Genomic DNA, 16,655 nt, shown 5'->3' on the forward strand with positions numbered 1-16,655 from the left:
GCAATACTGGTGGTATGACGACACACGCGCAGCCCGCAGCCAGGAACGGCACCCCGCCGTGGAGACGGGCGGCACTCGGGGCGAATCTGCTCGGCAGCGACGGCCGGCTCGGCATCACCATCTTCGAGGAGGTGACGGCCCTCGCGCGGAAGCACGCGGCGATCAACCTCGGCCAGGGGTTCCCGGACGAGGACGGGCCGCGGGAGATCCTGGACGCCGCCCGGTCCGCCATCGCGGACGGCGCCAACCAGTACGCGCCCGGGCAGGGGCTGGCCGTCCTGCGGCACGCGATCGCGGCCCACCAGGAGCGCTTCTACGGTCTGGCGGTCGATCCGCAGACCGAGGTGATCGTCAGCACGGGGGCCACCGAGGCGATCGCCGCCGCGATCCTGGCGTTCGCCGGGCCCGGCGACGAGGTGCTGACGTTCGAACCCTTCTACGACTCCTACGGCGCGGTGATCGGCCTGTCCGGCGCCACCCACACCACGGCGCCGCTCCGCGCACCCGACTTCCAGCCGGATGCCGCGGCCCTGGAGGCGGCCTTCAGCGACCGCACGAGGATCGTCGTGGTCAACAATCCCCACAACCCCACCGGCAGCGTGTTCAGCCGCTCCTCCCTCGAGCTCATCGTCCGGCTGGCGGAGCGCCACGGCGCGGTCATCGTCACGGACGAGGTGTACGAGCACCTCACCTTCGGTGTGCAGCATCTCCCCGTCGCCACGCTGCCGGGTGCCGCGGAGCGGACCCTCACGATCTCCTCCGCCGGCAAGACCTTCTCCGTGACGGGGTGGAAGGTCGGCTGGCTGAGCGGACCCGCCGACCTGGTGTCCCAGGTGCGCACCGTCAAGACCTTCCTGACCTACACCTCCGGAACGCCCTTCCAGGGCGCCGTCGCCCTGGGCCTCGGACTGCCGGACGCGTTCTTCTCCTCCGCCGCGGCGACCCTCCGGAAGAAGCGGGACCTCCTGGGAGAAGGCCTCCGCGCGGCCGGTTTCGAGGTCTTCGAACCCGAGGGGACGTTCTTCACCATGGTCGACGCCGCCCCCCTCGGGATCGACGACGCGACCGACCTAGCGCGGCGCCTGCCGGAGCTGATCGGCGTCGCCGCGATCCCCGTGGCGATGTTCTGCCACGAGGACGGCGCCGAACGCACCCGCTCGATGCTGCGCTTCGCGTTCTGCAAGAGGTTCGACGTCATCGAGGAGGGCGCACGACGCCTCGGCACGCTACGGGCGCGCGTATGACCGGGACGCCGGACCCGCGGCCCGACGGTCGGCTGCACAACGGGCCCGACGGTGGGTCCGCCGGGACGGCAGACGGGTTCGCCGACAGGCTCGACGAGGAATTCGAGGTCCCGACGCGGTGGCTGCCGGACACGGGCGCCCATGCGGAGATCGACGAGGACGCCCACATCGAGGGCGCCCTGATCCTCAGCGTCGGGGGCGCCCAGCAGTCCCACGTGGACCTGCTCCACCCCGAACGGATCTTCTACGAGTACCTGCAGCGCATCGGCCACGTGGTCGACCTCGTGGGTACCCCCGGCGAGCCCCTGCGGGTCCTGCACCTCGGTGCCGGCGCGCTCACCCTCGTGCGCTACCTCCAGGCCACGCGCCCCGGGTCCGAGCAGACCGCGGTCGACCTGGACGGTACGCTGATGGACTTCGTGCTCGACGCCATGCCGCTGCCGGAGGGCACCGTGTGCGACGTCGTCATCGGTGACGCGGCGGACGCCGTCCTCGAGCAGCCGGACGGCGCCTTCGACGTGGTCGTGCTCGACATCTTCGCCGGAGCCGACGCCCCCGCCCACCTGACCTCCCCGGACTTCGCCGCGCACCTCCTGCGGGTCTGCGCCCGCGAGGGAGTGGTGCTGGTCAACGTGGGCGACGATCCCCCGCTCGCCTTCGCGCGTGCGCAGAGCCGGCAGCTCGCAGCCCTGGCGCCCGCGACGGCCGTGCTCACCGAGGCGGGGATGGTGGACGGCTCGCGGGCCGGCAACGTCGTCGTCGCCGCACGCAACGGCCCCTGGCCGGACGCCTGGACGCGCGCACTCCTCGCGGCGGGTCCCCACCCTGCCGCTGTCCTCGTGGGGCCGGCCCGGGCGGCGTTCGAGCAGATCCCGCCCCGGTAGCGGCCCGGCGCCGGGCCGGCATCATCCTTCCGGCCCCGCGTGGTTGCGCTTGTCAAGCGGCATTCCGACCTCCGTCGTCGCCGCGCTTTTCCTAGCCTTGAAAGTGCCTGAGCAGCCGGGCACCGACGATCCTCGTGCTGGGAAGACCCCGATCATGACCGTGAACCACAAGTTGCGGGTGGCCATCCGCCTCGACCTCGACCTGCGGTGGGCGCGCGTGGAGATCCGTGGCTGCCTCACGGAGGAGAACTGCCCGGCCCTCGTGGTCGTCGTCGAACGCAGCCGCCGCATCCTGCGGGTGCCGACGATCGTGATCGACGCGGGCAGGGCCCAGCACGTCGAACGCGAAGGGCTGGACGCCCTGACCATCTCCGGGATCCTCGCGCCGGCCGCACCCGGTTCCCACGGGCAGACCGGCGCGTCGTCCTCCTGCTCGCTGGTCGTGCCGGATGTCCTGCCGGACTGCCCCGCCCACGCCCCGCGCCCGCACGGCAGCCACCGGGTCCTCCTATGACCCGCTATGACCCGCGCCATCCCCGCGTCGGCCCCCGCCACCCCGACCCCGACCCCGCCCGGAGCGCACCGTGACCGCTGAATACGCAGATTCGACCCTGGCGGCGAAGCCCGCCGCCAGTCCCGCCACCCGGTCGAGGGGGCGGATCGTGGTGGAGTGGATCACCACCACGGACCACAAGACCATCGGCTACCTGTACATCATCACGTCGTTCGTGTGGTTCTGCCTGAGCGGGGTCGAGGCCCTGCTCATCCGCGCGGAACTCTTCGAGCCCGGCATGCAGATCCTGCAGACCAAGGAGCAGTACAACCAGCTCTTCACGATGCACGGCACGATCATGCTGCTCCTCTTCGCGACCCCCCTGTTCGCGGGCTTCGCGAACGTCATCATGCCCCTGCAGATCGGCGCACCCGACGTCGCCTTCCCCCGGCTGAACGCCCTCGCCTACTGGTTCTACCTCTTCGGCGGCATGATCGTGGGCCTTGGCATCTTCACCCCGCAGGGCAGCGCAGGGTTCGGCTGGACCGCCTACCCGCCCCTGTCGAACGTGAGCTTCTCCCCCAGCATCGGCGGAGACCTGTGGGTGTTCGGGCTCACCCTCACCGGGTTCGGCACCATCCTCGGCGCCGTCAACTTCATCACCACGATCATCTGCATGCGCGCCCCCGGCATGACCATGTGGCGCATGCCGATCTTCACCTGGAACACCCTCGCGACGTCCGTGCTCGTCCTCATGGCCTTCCCCGTCCTCGCCGCCGCCCTCTTCGCCCTCGGCGCCGACCGCCGCTTCGGCGCCCACATCTTCGACCCCGAGAACGGCGGGCCCATCCTGTGGCAGCACCTCTTCTGGTTCTTCGGCCACCCCGAGGTCTACATCATCGCGCTGCCGTTCTTCGGCATCGTCTCGGAGATCTTCCCGGTCTTCAGCCGCAAGCCGATCTTCGGCTACAAGGGGCTCGTCTACGCCACCTGGGCGATCGTCGCCTACTCCGTGACGGTGTGGGCGCACCACATGTACGTCACCGGCGCGGTGCTCCTGCCGTTCTTCGCCCTCATGACCATGCTCATCGCGGTACCCACGGGCGTGAAGTTCTTCAACTGGATCGGCACCATGTGGCGCGGCTCGCTCACGTTCGAGACGCCCATGCTGTGGAGCCTGGGCTTCCTCGTGACGTTCCTCTTCGGCGGCCTCACCGGCGTCATCCTGGCCTCGCCGCCACTGGACTTCCACGTCTCGGACACCTACTTCGTGGTGGCGCACTTCCACTACGTGGTCTTCGGGACCGTGGTCTTCGCGATGTTCGCCGGCTTCTACTTCTGGTGGCCGAAGTTCACCGGCACCATGCTCAACGAGCGGTGGGGCAAGATCCATTTCTGGATGCTGTTCCTCGGCTTCCACGCCACGTTCCTCATCCAGCACTGGCTGGGCGTCAACGGGATGCCGCGCCGGTACGCGGACTACCTGCCCGAGGACGGGTTCACCGGCATGCACCAGTTCTCCACCATCGGGTCCTTCCTCCTGGGCGCCTCCGTCATCCCGTTCTTCTGGAACGTCTACATCACCTGGCGGAAGGGCAAGAAGGTCGACGTCGATGACCCGTGGGGCTTCGGCGCCTCGCTCGAGTGGGCGACATCCTGCCCGCCACCGCGCCACAACTTCATCTCCATCCCCCGCATCCGCTCCGAGCGGCCCGCGCTGGACCTGCACCACCCCGAGCTCATGGCCCGCTTCAACGAGACCAGCCACTCCCCCGCGAGCGCGGCCCTCGGTGCCGCGGACATGGGCGAGCGGGATCCACGCCAGCCGGATCCCAAGAACTAGGCCGGCCGCGCAGCCGGGCGGTGGCCCATCCGGGAGCGCGTCGCACGCGAAGTACGTGGACGGCGCAGGCCCGGGCCGCGACGGTACCCTGTGAGGGGAGCATCTCGTCGGCCCGGCGAGGCTGCCGCGAGCGCGGGACACGACACGGAGGAGGCATCGGATGGCTGCAGCGCTGCCCTATGTCCGGTCCGTCGGCCTCGTGGCGCTGATCCTCTCCGTCTCCTCCGCCTCCCACGTCCTCGCGGCAGGGCACCTCCCCGCGCCGGGCGTGCTGCTGCTGATCGGCGTGCTGCTGCTCGTCCCGATGGTGCAGCTCACCCGGGGTCCGGTCTCGTTCCGCTCCGGGCTCCTGACGATGGGTGCCGGGCAGGTCCTGCTGCACACCGTGTTCGGGATGACGGCGGTCCCCGCCGTCTGCCGGAGCTCGTCGGCGATGCCCGGACACCATGCCGCGTTCGAGCTCGCCTGCTCGCCGGCCGTCCAGGAGCAGATGGGGGCTGCGTCCGCCGGCCCCGTCATGGTCCTGCTGCACGCCCTGGCCACCGTGGTCCTCGCCGTCGCGGTCTCCCGCAGCGAGCAGGCCCTGGCCCTCCTCCGTGCCTGGCTCCTGCCCCTGCTCGTGCGCCCCGTGCCCGCTCCCCTCGCCCCCGTGCGGCGCGGGCCCGTGCTGGACGGTCCGCCGCCCGTCGCACCGCTGTCCGTCCATGCCGCCGTACCGAGCCTGCGGGGGCCGCCGGTGATCGCGCTGCCCGCCTGACCGGATCCGCGAGGAACCGGGCCGGGCCGGCTTTCCCGATGACCCCGATTCCCCGCTGCTCCGCCACCTGCCGCCACTGCGGCCCGGAGCGCACTTCCCGAAAGGCACTTCCATGACGTCCTCTTCCAGGCGCACCCTCACCGGCGCCGTCGCCCTGACCACCGCCGGCTTCATGGCGCTCGGCCTCGGCGCCGCCAGCGCCCACGTCACCGTCTCCCCCGCCTCCACCACGGAGAACGGGTACTCGCAGCTCACGTTCAGCGTCCCCAACGAATCCGAGAGCGCGGCCACGAACAAGCTCGAGGTGCAGCTCCCCACCGAGCAGCCGTTCACCTCCGTCCGGGTCAAGCCGGTCGAGGGCTGGACGGCCGAGGTGGTCACCGGCGCCCTGCCGGCGCCCGTCACCACGGACGACGGCGCGACGCTCACGGAGGCGCCACTGTCCGTCGTGTGGACGGCCGAGGCCGGCGCGGAGATCTCGCAGCAGGAGTACCAGACGTTCTCGATCTCGGTCGGGCGCCTGCCCGAGGCCGGGTCCACCGTGCTGCTGCCGGCCACGCAGTCCTACACCGACGGCGACGTCGTGGAGTGGAACCAGGAGGCCGAGGAGGGGGCGGAGGAGCCGGACAAGCCCGCGCCGTCGTTCGTGACCACCGTCGCGGCCGAGGGTGACGCCCACGGCGGCTCGCACACGGCCGCGGAGGGCGCGGAGACGCCCGAGGCGATCGACGCCGAGCAGACCGCGTCCAGCACGGACACGGCCTCCACCTCCCCGGTGGCGTGGATCGGCCTCGTCGCCGGCCTCCTCGGGCTCGCCGCGGGTGCGGTGGCGCTCGTCCGGACGCGCCGCACGGCGTAGTCCCCCTCCAGGGCGCGGTGCCGGCAGCGCGCCGGCACCGCGCCCTGCGCGTCGGCGGCGGGTACGCCTGGCCGCCGGCGCGCAGGACGTGCCGGGGGCAGGGTCAGTCGACGGCCGGCTCCAGGAACCAGAGGCGCGTCTCCCCGTACTTCTTGTCGGAGAACCGCTCCAGCCACGCGGGCCATGCCGGTTCCGGTGAGCGGGCGGAGCGCTCGACGACGACGACGGCCCCCTCGGTGAGCCTCGTCTCGAGGGCCGCCAGGACGGAGAGGACACCGTCCTCCCGCACCGTGTACGGCGGGTCCATGAGCACCAGGTCCCACCTGACGTCGGGGGCGACGCGTTCGAGGTAGGTCTCCACCCTGGTCCGGTGCACGCGCACCGCCGTCCAGCCGAGCACGCGGTTCACGAGGTCGGCGTTGCGCTGGGCGACGGCGGCCGCCCGGTCGACCGATTCGACGAGGTCCACCGACGCGGCGCCCCGGCTCGCACTCTCGACGCCGAGCGAACCGGAGCCGGCGTAGAGGTCCAGCACGTGCGCGCCGTGCACCACGTTGTAGGACTCGAGACTGGAGAACAGGGCTTCCTTCACGCGGTCGGTCGTGGGACGCGTGCCGTTCCCATCGACGCTGGTGAGGGTGGAGCCGCCCGCGGCCCCGGAGATGATGCGCGTCATGCTGTCGACTCTAGCGTCCGCTCTGGGTCGCGCCGACCGCCCGCCTAGAGCGCGTAGATGCTTGCGTCCTCGTGCCGGAAGCCGACGAACAGCGGCACGCCCGGCATGATGCCGAGGGCCACGACGTCCGCCGGCGGGATGTCCGCCGCCAGGCCCGCGGCGTGCACGCGCACCAGGTCGCCGCGGTGCTCGACGTCGTCGACCTCCGCTCGGATACGGCTCGTACCCGGCGGAGCGTCCGGGCTCCGCGACACCGTCACGCTGCCCGGACGCACCGTCAGTGCGAGCCGGCGGTCCGCCGGGAGCGGCGCGACCGACGGCACCTCGAGTCCGTTGTCCGCCGTGAACCCCCGCGTCGTGGCGTGCCCGTGCACGAGGTTCAGGCCCGCCAGGCGCGCACCGAACGCCGTGACGGGCCGCGTGAGGACCTCCGCGGTGGCACCGGACTCGACGATCCTGCCGCCGTCGAGGATGAGGACGCGGTCCGCGAGGAGGAAGGCGTCGAGCGGGTCGTGCGTGACGATCACGGCCGAGCGGTCCCGGAGCACCTCGCGGAGCAGGGTGCGGACGGCGGGCGCGACGGCGACGTCGAGGGCCGCGAGCGGTTCGTCGAGCAGCAACAGCGCCGGATCGGCGGCGAGTGCGCGCGCGATCGCGACGCGCTGGGCCTGGCCTCCCGACAGCTCGGCGGGCCTGCGTCGGGCGAGGTCCTCCGCGCCGACGCGTCCGAGCCAGTCTCCGGCCCCGGCCCGGGCCGCGGCCCGGTGCTCGCCGCGGCTCCGCGGGCCGAACGCGACGTTCTCGAGGGCCGTGAGGTGCGGGAACAGGAGCGCCTCCTGCGCCAGCAGCGCCACCCCGCGGTGCCGGGGCTCCGTGACCAGGCGGCGCCCGGCGCCGACGTCGAAGAGGACGGCGCCGTCCAGGGTGGCCCGACCGGACGTCGGGGCGAGCAGGCCCGCGAGCAGGTTCAGCAGCGTCGACTTCCCGGCGCCGTTGGGCCCGAGGACGGCGAGGGTCTCCCCCGGCGCGAGCTCGAACGAGACGTCGAAGCCCCGCGCGGCGAGGCTCGCCGCGAACGTGAGGCCCATCAGCGGACGCCCTGCACGGGGCGGGATGATGCGGGGGTACCGCTCCCGAGCGGCCGCACGCGGTGTGCGACGCCGACGACGGCGACGGCCACCACGACGAGGATGAGCGAGAGGGCGACGGCGGCGTCCGGGTCGGTCTCGCGCTGCAGGTAGACCTCGAGCGGGAGGGTCCTCGTGGTGCCCTGGAGGCTGCCGGCGAAGGTCAGCGTGGCCCCGAACTCACCGAGGGCCCGCGCGAAGGAGAGGACGGCGCCGGAGACGAGCGCCGGCAGCACCAGGGGCAGGGTGATGCGGCGCAGGACCGTCCAGCGCCCGGCGCCGAGGGTCGCGCCGACGGCCTCGTAGCGCGTGCCGACAGACCGCAGGGCGCCCTCGAGGCTGAGCACGAGGAACGGCAGGGCGACGAAGGCCTGCGCCATCACCACGGCCGCGGTCGAGAACGCGATGTCGACACCCGCCGCGCTGAGGCTGCTACCGAGCAGGCCGCGCCGCCCGAAGGTGTAGAGCAGGGCGATCCCGCCGACCACCGGCGGCAGGACCAGCGGCAGGAGGACCAGCGAGCGCACGAGCCGCTGGCCTCGGAACGCCGTGCGGGCGAGGACGAGGGCCATGGGGACACCGACGAGGACGCACAGCCCCGTCGCGGCGAGCGAGGTCCGCAGGCTGAGCAGCAGCGCCGCCTGCGCGCTGTCCGAGGTGACGAGGGGGACGAAGCGCGGCCAGTCGACGCGCAGCGCCAGGGCGACGACGGGCAGCACCACGAACAGGCCGCCGACCGCCGCGAGCGCCACCACCCACCGCGGGAGCAGCCCGGCGTTCACGGCGGGAGCGGCGTCAGGGCGCACCGAAACCCGCCGCCCCGAGCACGGCCCGTCCGGAGGGGCCGGAGGCGAACGCCACGAACTCCCGCGCCGTCGCGGCCTCGGCGCTGTCGGTCAGCGCCGCGATGGGGTAGGTGTTCCGGATGCCGGCCGCCTCCGGCACGTCGATGCCGCGGACCGCGTCTCCTGCCGCCCGCACGTCCGTGACGTAGACGAGGCCTGCGTCCGCCTCGCCCGAGGTGACCTTGCCCAGGACGTCGGTCACCGACGATTCCTCGCTGACGGGCGCCAGGTCCACGCCGGCGGCCCGCTCGAGGTCCGCCGCGGCCGCACCGCAGGGGACCTGCGCCGCGCACAGGACGGTCTTCACGCCGGGCTTCGCGGCATCCGCGAGCGAGGTGATGCCGGCGGGGTTGTCCGGCGGGACCGCCAGCTGGAGCGTGTTGGTGGCGATGTCCACCGGCTCCCCCGCGACCAGGCCCGCGTCCACCACCCTGGCCATGTTCCTGGCGTCCGCGCTCGCGAACACGTCCGCCGGCGCCCCCTCGGTGATCTGCGTGACGAGGTCGGACGAGCCCGCGACGTTCAGGACGACCTCCGTGCCGGGGTACGCCTGTTCGAACGCGCCGGCGAGCTCCGTGAAAGCGTCCTTCAGCGAGGCGGCGGCGAAGACCGTGATGCTGCCGTCGACCGCGCCGCCGGCCGCGGGTGCGGCGGGATCGGGCGTGGTCCCGCAGGCGGTCACGGCGGCCAGCAGGACGACGGCTGCGGCGAGGCCGGACCGGTGGTTCGAGGGCATGGTCAGGCCTTCCCGGCGGGCGTCTCGATGATGACGGTGGTGGCCTTGACGACGGCGATCGCGACGGATCCCGGCTCCAGGCCGAGATCGCGCACCGCCTCGCTGCTCATGAGGGACACCACGCGGTGGGGTCCGCACTGGAGCTCCACCTGCGCCATGACCGTGTCCTGGACGATGTCGGTGACGATGCCGACGAACCGGTTGCGGGCGGACCGGCCGATGTCCGACGGGTCGCCGGGCAGGACGGCGTTGCGCTGCGCGAGCCGGGCGAGTTCGAGCGCATCGACGACGGCCCTGCCGGCCGCGTCCCTGCTGCTGCCGAGGACACCCGCGTCGATCCACCGGCGCACGGTGTCATCGCTGACCGCGAGGAAGCGCGCGGCCTCCCCTATCCGTAGTTGCGTCATGAAGGAGATGCTATCTCCTCATCCGCGGAGGAAGACGCTAACCCTTCTCGAGGAAGGCTTCCTTCTCGGGGTTGAGATACAGCTCGATGGCGAGCGCGAGCCCCGGGTAGTCGTGCAGGTCCGGGTCCGCCGCGACGATGTCCTGGGCGTCGGCGCGGGCCTTCTCGATGACCTTGCCGTGCTGGGTGATCTTCAGGAAGCGCAGGGCCGAACGGCCACCCGACTGCGAGGCGCCGAGGATGTTCCCCTCGCGGCGGAGTTCCAGGTCCTTCTGGGACAGCTCGAACCCGTCGGTGGTGGCGGCGACGGCGGACAGGCGCTCCCGGCTCGGGTGCTCGGGATCGAGCTTCGTCACGAGGAGGCACGTGCCGGCGTGCCCGCCACGGCCGATGCGGCCGCGCAGCTGGTGCAGCTGGGAGATGCCGAAGCGGTCCGCGTCCATGATGACCATGAGCGTGGCGTTGGGGACGTCGACGCCCACCTCGATGACGGTCGTCGCGATGAGCAGCTGCACACTGCCGTCGGCGAAGCGCGCCATGACGTCGGCCTTGTCCTGAGGGTCCATGCGGCCGTGCAGCATGCCACTCGTCACACCCTCGAGCTGCGGGACGGCGGCGAGGGACTCGAAGAGCCCGACCACGCTCGTCAGCTCCTGCTGCCCGCCGGTCTTCCGGTCGGCCGGCGGCTCGCCGTAGAGCACCTCCGGCGCGTCCTCGTCGGACCGGCCGTCGTCGCCGATCTTCGGGCACACCACGTAGACCTGCCGGCCGGCGGCGATCTCCTCGCGCGCCCGGGACCAGATGCGGTCGATCCACGCCGGATGCTCGCTGAGGCCCACCTCGTGGGTGGCGATCGGCGAGCGTCCGGCGGGCAGCTCGGAGAGCGTCGAGGTCTCGAGGTCGCCGAACACCGTCATGGCCACGGTGCGCGGGATCGGCGTGGCCGTCATGACGAGCACGTGCGGGGACGTCCTGGCCTTGGTGCGCAGGGAGTCGCGCTGCTCCACGCCGAAGCGGTGCTGCTCGTCCACCACGATCAGGCCGAGGTCGAAGAACTCCACGTTGTCCGACAGGAGAGCATGGGTACCGATGACGATCCCCGCGTCGCCCGATGCGGCGTCGAGCAGCGACTTCTTCCGCTGCGCGGTCGACATGGAGCCGGTGAGCAGCACCACGCGCGTGCCGTCCAGCGCGCCACCGAGCATGCCGCCCTCGGCCAGCGGTCCGAGGGTCCGGGTGATCGACTGCAGGTGCTGCGCCGCCAGCACCTCGGTGGGCGCGAGCAGCGCGGCCTGGCCCCCGGCGTCGATGACCTGCAGCATGGCGCGCAGGGCCACCAGGGTCTTGCCGGAACCGACCTCGCCCTGGAGCAGGCGGTTCATGGGGTGGTCCCGTGCGAGGTCCTCCGCGAGGGTCCGGCCGACGTCGAGCTGCCCCTGCGTGAGGCTGAAGGGCAGCCGCGCGTCGAACTGGTCGAGGAGCCCGCCCTCGCTGGGCGGCCTCGCGGTCGCCTCCTCCCGGGCGGCGAGGGCGCGACGGCGGGCGAGGGCGGCCTGCAGCACGAAGGCCTCCTGGTACCGCAGGCGGTGCTGCGCCCGGTAGGTGTCCTCGATCTGCAGGGGACGGTGCACGAGTTCGTAGGCGGTGGCCAGGCCCATGAGCTTGTCGCGCCGGGCGATGGACGCCGGCACCGGGTCGTCGAGGTCCGAGAGCTGCAGCGTGTCGAGGACGGTGGCGACGGCCTTGGCGATCTTGTCGCTGTCGAGCTTCTCGACCGCCGGGTAGACCGGGATGGGCCGGTTGACGTCCTCGGGGTCGTCGCCCTCGTCCAGCAGGGCGTAGCGCGGGTTGGTGAGCGACAGCCTGCCGCGGTAGACCGTCACCTTCCCCGAGAACATCGCCCGGACGCCGGGCCGAAGGTCGCGTGCCGCCCCGAACCCGTTGAAGTAGGTCAGGCTCATGCCGCCGAGTCCGCCGTCGGCATCGGCGTCGTCGGTGATGGTGACCTCGAGCAGCATCCCCTTGCGGGTGTGCATCCTGCGTGAGTTGGCGGACTGCACGCGGGCGATCAGCGTGACCTCCTCGTCCACCGGGACCTCGGCGATGGGCGTCAGTTCACCCCGCTTGAGATAGGTGCGCGGGAAGTGGTTGAGCAGCTCGCCGACGGTGGTGATGCCGAAGTGCTTCGCGAGGAGCTTGGACACCGGCCCGAGGCGCTTCTCGAGCGGGGCGTCGAGCTCCGAGGCGGTGGCGCGCGCCGTGTCGGGCGTCACCGGCTCGCGTCTCCGACCGGCGGGGTGGCGAGCTGCGTCACCGTGATGTTCACGGGCGTGCCCGCCTCGTGGATGAGGGCCAGGGCCGGTGCCGGATCGGGCACGTGCACGTGGACGCGCCAGCGGTAGCCCTCCTCGACCTCCGTGACGGCGCTCATGATCACCGAGTCGCCGATCTCGTCGAGGTGGAGCCGGAGGGTGGCGGCGTCGAGCGGGCTGAGATTGATGGTGCACATGACCTCGACACCGTCCGCGTCACCGCCGTTGTGGAGGTGCGGCGCCTGGATGTCGTACCCGTGGAGTCCGTCGATCAGCTCGTCCTGCAGTTCCTCGCCGAGCGCGGCGGCGCGGAGCGCGTCGAGGATCAGCAGGAAGCCCACGCCGCCGGCGTCGACGATCTTCGCGTCCGTGAGCGGGCCGAGCTGGCTCTCGGTGCGCACCACGGCCTGCAGGGCCCGCTGCACCGAGGCCCGGAGCGTGAGCGCGAGGGCGGAGTTGCTGTCGTCGCCCGCATGGTCGGCGGCGGCCTCCGCGGCCCCGCGGGCGCTGGCCTCGAGGACGGAGAGCATGGTGCCCGGCACGGGATCGCTGAGGGCGGACCAGCTGCGGATCTGCGCGCGGTGCAGCGCCGATGCCAGCAGGGTGCAGGTGAGCCGCGTGGCCCCGTGCAGCGGCTCGGCGAACGCCGCGAGGAAGACGGCGAAGAGGGTCCCGGAGTTGCCGCGGGCGTCCTCCATCGCGGCCCGGCCCGCGACGCTGAGCAGCTCCCCGAGGTCGGACGTCCCGGCGTCGTGTGCGGCCCGCGCGGCGGAGCGGGCCGTCTGGTACAGGTTGGTGCCGGTGTCGCCGTCGGCGACGGGGAAGATGTTGATGGCGTTGAGGCGGTCGCTGTGGTTGCCGAGGGATTCTTCGGCCCTGCTCAGCCAGCGCTTCATCGCAACAGCGTTGGCGGTGATCTTAGTGTGCAAAGTGATCCCATCCCCTGAGGACTGTCGCCCGTGACGCCAGTGTCACCTGCGGCGTGCCCGGCTCCACCGAGCCTACCGCAGTGAAACCGGGTGGGAGCAGGACGTCCCGGGGGAAACTCGCGAGCAGCCCGTGATCCTCGCCGCCGCCGAACACCCAGTCGAGGGGGTCGACGCCGAGCCGTGCCGCGGCCTCCTGCAGCGGGTCCGCGTACCGCTGGAGGGCGGCGGGATCGAGGTCGAGGCGGACGCCGCTCGCCGTCGCGATCCGGCCGGCATCGCGCACCAGGCCGTCGGAGATGTCGAGCATCGCGCCCGCTCCGGCGCGGGCGGCCGCGGGTCCGGCGGCGAGCGGCGGGAGCGGGCGCAGCTGCGCGGCCACGAGGTCCCCGCCCAGGGTCCCGAAGTCCTCGGGCGGGCGGCCGTCCTCGAGGATGGCAAGACCCGCGGCCGCACGGCCGAGGGTCCCGGCGACGGCCAGGACGTGCCCGGGGACCGCACCGGAGCGCAGCACGGGCGCCCTCCCCTGCAGGGTCCCGGTGACGGCGGCCGTGACGACGATCTGCGCCCCGGCACCGAGGTCGCCGCCCACCACCGGGCAGCCGGTGGCGCCGAGCCCGCGGATCGCGGCGGCCAGGCCCCGCGCGCAGTCCTCCACCCACCCGACGGCCGTCTGCGGAGGGAGCGTCAGGCTCACGACGAGCGAGGTGGCGATGCCGCCCATCGCGTTGATGTCGCTGAGGTTCTGGGCGGCGGACTTCCAACCCACGTCGTAGCCGGTGGTGCGGTGGCCGCCCGGGCGGACGAGCCGGAAGTCGTGGTCCTCGACGAGGGTGTCCACGGAGATCACGACGGAGCCGTCCGCCGGGGAGAGGACGGCGGCGTCGTCACCCGGCCCGACGAGCGCGCCCTCGGCATCGCCGAGCAGCGGGAGGATCCGGGCGAGGAGCGCCCCCTCCGTCAGCCCGCCGACGGTCGGCACGGCCGGCGCGGGGCGCGCGGTGTGTTCACTCATGGGCCTACCGTAGGGCGCGCCACCGACACGCCGCGGCCCGGCTCATGCCGTCAGCGCCGCGACATAGGCCGCGAGCCGTTCCGCCGCCGGGGCGGGGGCGAAGCCGGTGGCCCTGAGCTTCGCCAGGTCGAGGACGCTCTGCAGCGGGCGCGGGGCGGCCTCCTTGCCCGCGAAGTACTCGGCGGTGCTGACACCCGTGACGTCCGCGCGGTCCCTGCCGCACAGCGTGAAGACGTCGGCCGCGATGTCCGCCCAGCTCTGCGGGTCGCCGTCGTTGCTCACGTTGTACGTGCCGTAGGGCGCGCCGGTCCCGAGCAGGTGCACGATGGCGCCCGCGATGTCCTCGGTGAAGGTCAGCCGGCCCACCTGGTCGTCCACGACGCTCGGTGAGATCCCGCGGCCCGCGAGGTTCGCCATGGTCCGGACGAAGTTGCCGCCCTCACCGATCACCCAGCTGGTGCGCAGGATGTAGTGGCGCGGCACGGTGGCCACGATGGCGTCACCCGCGGCCTTCGTCTGCCCGTAGACGCCGAGCGGCGTGAACGGCTCGTCCTCGGCGTGCACCTCGCGGGAGCCGTCGAAGACGTAGTCGCTGGAGATGTGCACGAGGGTCAGGCGGTGCGCGTTCGCCACCCGGGACAGGGCGGCCACGCCGGCGACGTTGACGGACCAGGCGGATGCGCGGCCCTCGGCCGTCTCCGCGGCGTCGACGGCGGTGTAGGCCGCGGCGTTGATGATGGTGCCGTACGCGGACCACGGCCGGGCGCCGTCGAGGTCCCCGCCGAGGAGGTCGAGCTCGGCGCGGGACGCGAACTCGACGGAGGGATGATCGGCGAGGGCGGTGCGGAGGGCCCGGCCGAGCTGACCGTCGGCGCCCACCACGAGTGTGCGGCGGGGTGCCAGGGGGGTGACGTCGGCGAGGCGCGGGTGGTTGCGGTCCTTCTCGGACAGTTCGGCGTCGGCGAGCGGGATGGGCCAGGCGATCGCGGCCGCCTCGTCGGCGAGGTTGAGGAAGACGTACTGGTCCTGCGCGTCGGCGGACCAGTGGTCGTTGACGAGGTAGGTGTACACCGTCCCGTCCTCGAGGGTCTGGAAGGCGTTGCCGACGCCCCGCGGGATGAAGATGGCCGTCGACGGATCGAGCTCGGCGGTGAACACCGCGCCGAAGGACGGCCCCTCGCGCAGGTCCACCCAGGCACCGAAGACACGTCCCGTGGCCACCGAGATGAACTTGTCCCACGGCTCGGCGTGGATGCCGCGGGTCGTCCCCGCGGCGCCGTTGAAGGAGATGTTGTTCTGCACGGGACCGAAGTCCTCCAGCCCCGCAGCGGTCATCTTCGCGCGCTGCCAGTTCTCCTTGAACCAGCCGCGGTTGTCGCCGTGGACCGGGAGGTCGAACACGATCACGCCGGGGATGGGCGCCTCGCGGGCGGCGAGGGGCTTCGAGAAGGCGAGGCTCACTCTCCTACTGCCCCAGCTCGGTGTACTTCGACTCGGTGACGGCCTTCTGCGGGCGCCACCACGCCTCGTTGGCGCGGTACCACGCGATGGTGTCGCGCAGTCCCTGCTCGAAGTGGTCGAACTCGGGCGTCCAGCCGAGCTCGCTGCGCAGCTTGGTCGAGTCGATGGCGTACCGGAGGTCGTGACCGGCGCGGTCGACCACGTGGTCGTAGGCGTCGGCCGGCTGGCCCATCTCGCTGAGGATGAGCTCCACCACGTCCTTGTTGTTGCGCTCGCCGTCGGCCCCGACCAGGTAGGTCTGCCCGATCTCGCCCTTGTTCAGGATGGCCCAGATCGCCGAGGAGTGGTCGTTGGCGTGGATCCAGTCCCGCACGTTCAGGCCCTCGCCGTAGAGCTTGGGGCGCACGCCGTCGATCACGTTGGTGATCTGGCGGGGGATGAACTTCTCGACGTGCTGGTAGGGCCCGTAGTTGTTGGAGCAGTTGCTGATGGTCGCCTGCACGCCGAAGGAGCGCACCCAGGCGCGTACGAGGAGATCCGATCCCGCCTTGGTGGACGAGTAGGGGCTCGAGGGGTTGTAGGGCGTGTTCTCGGTGAAGCGCTCCGGGTCGTCGAGCTCGAGATCGCCGTACACCTCGTCGGTGCTGATGTGGTGGAACCGCGTGCCATGGCGCCGCGCCGCCTCGAGCAGCGTGTAGGTGCCGATGATGTTGGTGTCGAGGAAGGGCCGCGGATCGTGCAGCGAGTTGTCGTTGTGCGACTCGGCGGCGAAGTGCACCACGGCGTCCGCCCGCCTGGTCAGCGGATCGACGACGGCGGCGTCTGCGATGTCCCCGACCACGAGCTCGACGCGGCCGGCCGGCAGACCCTCGAGGGACGCGTGGTTGCCGGCGTACGTCATCTTGTCGAGCACCGTGACCGAGACATCGGTGTGCTGGATCAGGTAGTGGACGAAATTGGATCCGATAAAGCCGGCGCCGCCGGTGACCAGGAGATTCTTCACGTCCTGCACTTTACCGGCAGGACGCGGGATCACCCGACTCCGCGCCCGGAGCGGCTTGTCGCCCTGCG

16 protein-coding genes are annotated in these 16,655 nt (G+C 72.2%); 6 read left to right on the forward strand and 10 right to left on the reverse strand.

The window, feature by feature from the left end; translation table 11 throughout:
• Positions 1-14: 14 nt before the first annotated feature.
• The 6 genes from V6S67_RS10840 to V6S67_RS10865 all read left to right on the forward strand — a co-directional run bounded on the left by V6S67_RS10840 (position 15) and on the right by V6S67_RS10865 (position 6,080).
• A complete protein-coding gene (locus tag V6S67_RS10840) occupies positions 15-1,244 on the forward strand; it encodes an aminotransferase class I/II-fold pyridoxal phosphate-dependent enzyme (RefSeq protein ID WP_334210256.1) in 1,230 nt (409 codons plus the stop codon).
• The gene (locus tag V6S67_RS10845; RefSeq protein ID WP_334210257.1) at positions 1,241-2,128 is read left to right on the forward strand and encodes a spermidine synthase; all 888 of its coding nucleotides are present in this window, start codon (positions 1,241-1,243) and stop codon (positions 2,126-2,128) included. Before V6S67_RS10840 ends, V6S67_RS10845 begins: the two co-directional genes overlap by 4 nt.
• A gap of 154 nt (positions 2,129-2,282) precedes the next feature.
• On the forward strand, positions 2,283-2,642 hold the full coding sequence (locus tag V6S67_RS10850; RefSeq protein WP_334210258.1) for a hypothetical protein: 360 nt from the start codon (positions 2,283-2,285) through the stop codon (positions 2,640-2,642).
• 97 nt (positions 2,643-2,739) lie between these two features.
• Positions 2,740-4,464 (forward strand): aa3-type cytochrome oxidase subunit I, encoded by a 1,725-nt coding sequence (gene ctaD, locus V6S67_RS10855; protein ID WP_334211577.1) that lies wholly within the window; start codon positions 2,740-2,742, stop codon positions 4,462-4,464.
• Between the two features lie 160 nt (positions 4,465-4,624).
• Positions 4,625-5,221, forward strand: coding sequence for a hypothetical protein (locus V6S67_RS10860; RefSeq protein ID WP_334210259.1), 597 nt, complete (start codon positions 4,625-4,627; stop codon positions 5,219-5,221).
• A 112-nt stretch (positions 5,222-5,333) separates the two neighbouring features.
• Positions 5,334-6,080, forward strand: coding sequence for a YcnI family copper-binding membrane protein (locus V6S67_RS10865; RefSeq protein ID WP_334210260.1), 747 nt, complete (start codon positions 5,334-5,336; stop codon positions 6,078-6,080).
• Positions 6,081-6,183: 103 nt separating this feature from the next.
• Here V6S67_RS10865 and rsmD read toward each other — a convergent pair whose 3' ends face one another.
• The 10 genes from rsmD to rfbB are packed head-to-tail and all read right to left on the reverse strand — an operon-like array spanning position 6,184 to position 16,587.
• On the reverse strand, positions 6,184-6,756 hold the full coding sequence (gene rsmD, locus V6S67_RS10870) for a 16S rRNA (guanine(966)-N(2))-methyltransferase RsmD (protein WP_334210261.1): 573 nt from the start codon (positions 6,754-6,756) through the stop codon (positions 6,184-6,186).
• A 44-nt stretch (positions 6,757-6,800) separates the two neighbouring features.
• Positions 6,801-7,844 carry a sulfate/molybdate ABC transporter ATP-binding protein gene (locus V6S67_RS10875; RefSeq protein WP_334210262.1) on the reverse strand — a complete coding sequence of 348 codons (1,044 nt, stop codon included), beginning with the start codon at positions 7,842-7,844 and terminating at the stop codon, positions 6,801-6,803.
• On the reverse strand, positions 7,844-8,689 hold the full coding sequence (locus tag V6S67_RS10880; RefSeq protein ID WP_334210263.1) for an ABC transporter permease: 846 nt from the start codon (positions 8,687-8,689) through the stop codon (positions 7,844-7,846). The genes V6S67_RS10875 and V6S67_RS10880 overlap by 1 nt, the downstream gene beginning before the upstream one ends.
• The gene (gene modA, locus V6S67_RS10885; RefSeq protein ID WP_334210264.1) at positions 8,679-9,464 is read right to left on the reverse strand and encodes a molybdate ABC transporter substrate-binding protein; all 786 of its coding nucleotides are present in this window, start codon (positions 9,462-9,464) and stop codon (positions 8,679-8,681) included. Before modA ends, V6S67_RS10880 begins: the two co-directional genes overlap by 11 nt.
• 2 nt (positions 9,465-9,466) lie before the next feature.
• Complete coding sequence (locus tag V6S67_RS10890) at positions 9,467-9,871, reverse strand: TOBE domain-containing protein (protein WP_334210265.1); 405 nt, start codon at positions 9,869-9,871, stop codon at positions 9,467-9,469.
• A 37-nt stretch (positions 9,872-9,908) separates the two neighbouring features.
• Positions 9,909-12,143 carry an ATP-dependent DNA helicase RecG gene (locus V6S67_RS10895; RefSeq protein ID WP_334210266.1) on the reverse strand — a complete coding sequence of 745 codons (2,235 nt, stop codon included), beginning with the start codon at positions 12,141-12,143 and terminating at the stop codon, positions 9,909-9,911.
• Positions 12,140-13,078 carry a DAK2 domain-containing protein gene (locus V6S67_RS10900; RefSeq protein ID WP_334210267.1) on the reverse strand — a complete coding sequence of 313 codons (939 nt, stop codon included), beginning with the start codon at positions 13,076-13,078 and terminating at the stop codon, positions 12,140-12,142. The genes V6S67_RS10895 and V6S67_RS10900 overlap by 4 nt, the downstream gene beginning before the upstream one ends.
• Before the next feature lie 22 nt (positions 13,079-13,100).
• Positions 13,101-14,123: a thiamine-phosphate kinase gene (thiL, locus tag V6S67_RS10905; protein ID WP_334210268.1), complete on the reverse strand. Its 1,023-nt coding sequence runs from the start codon at positions 14,121-14,123 to the stop codon at positions 13,101-13,103.
• A gap of 42 nt (positions 14,124-14,165) precedes the next feature.
• Complete coding sequence (locus tag V6S67_RS10910; protein ID WP_334210269.1) at positions 14,166-15,584, reverse strand: bifunctional dTDP-4-dehydrorhamnose 3,5-epimerase family protein/NAD(P)-dependent oxidoreductase; 1,419 nt, start codon at positions 15,582-15,584, stop codon at positions 14,166-14,168.
• A gap of 4 nt (positions 15,585-15,588) precedes the next feature.
• Positions 15,589-16,587: a dTDP-glucose 4,6-dehydratase gene (gene rfbB, locus V6S67_RS10915; RefSeq protein ID WP_334210270.1), complete on the reverse strand. Its 999-nt coding sequence runs from the start codon at positions 16,585-16,587 to the stop codon at positions 15,589-15,591.
• Positions 16,588-16,655: the final 68 nt, after the last annotated feature.

Source organism: Arthrobacter sp. Soc17.1.1.1 (assembly GCF_036867195.1).
Classification (GTDB): Bacteria; Actinomycetota; Actinomycetes; order Actinomycetales; family Micrococcaceae; genus Arthrobacter_D.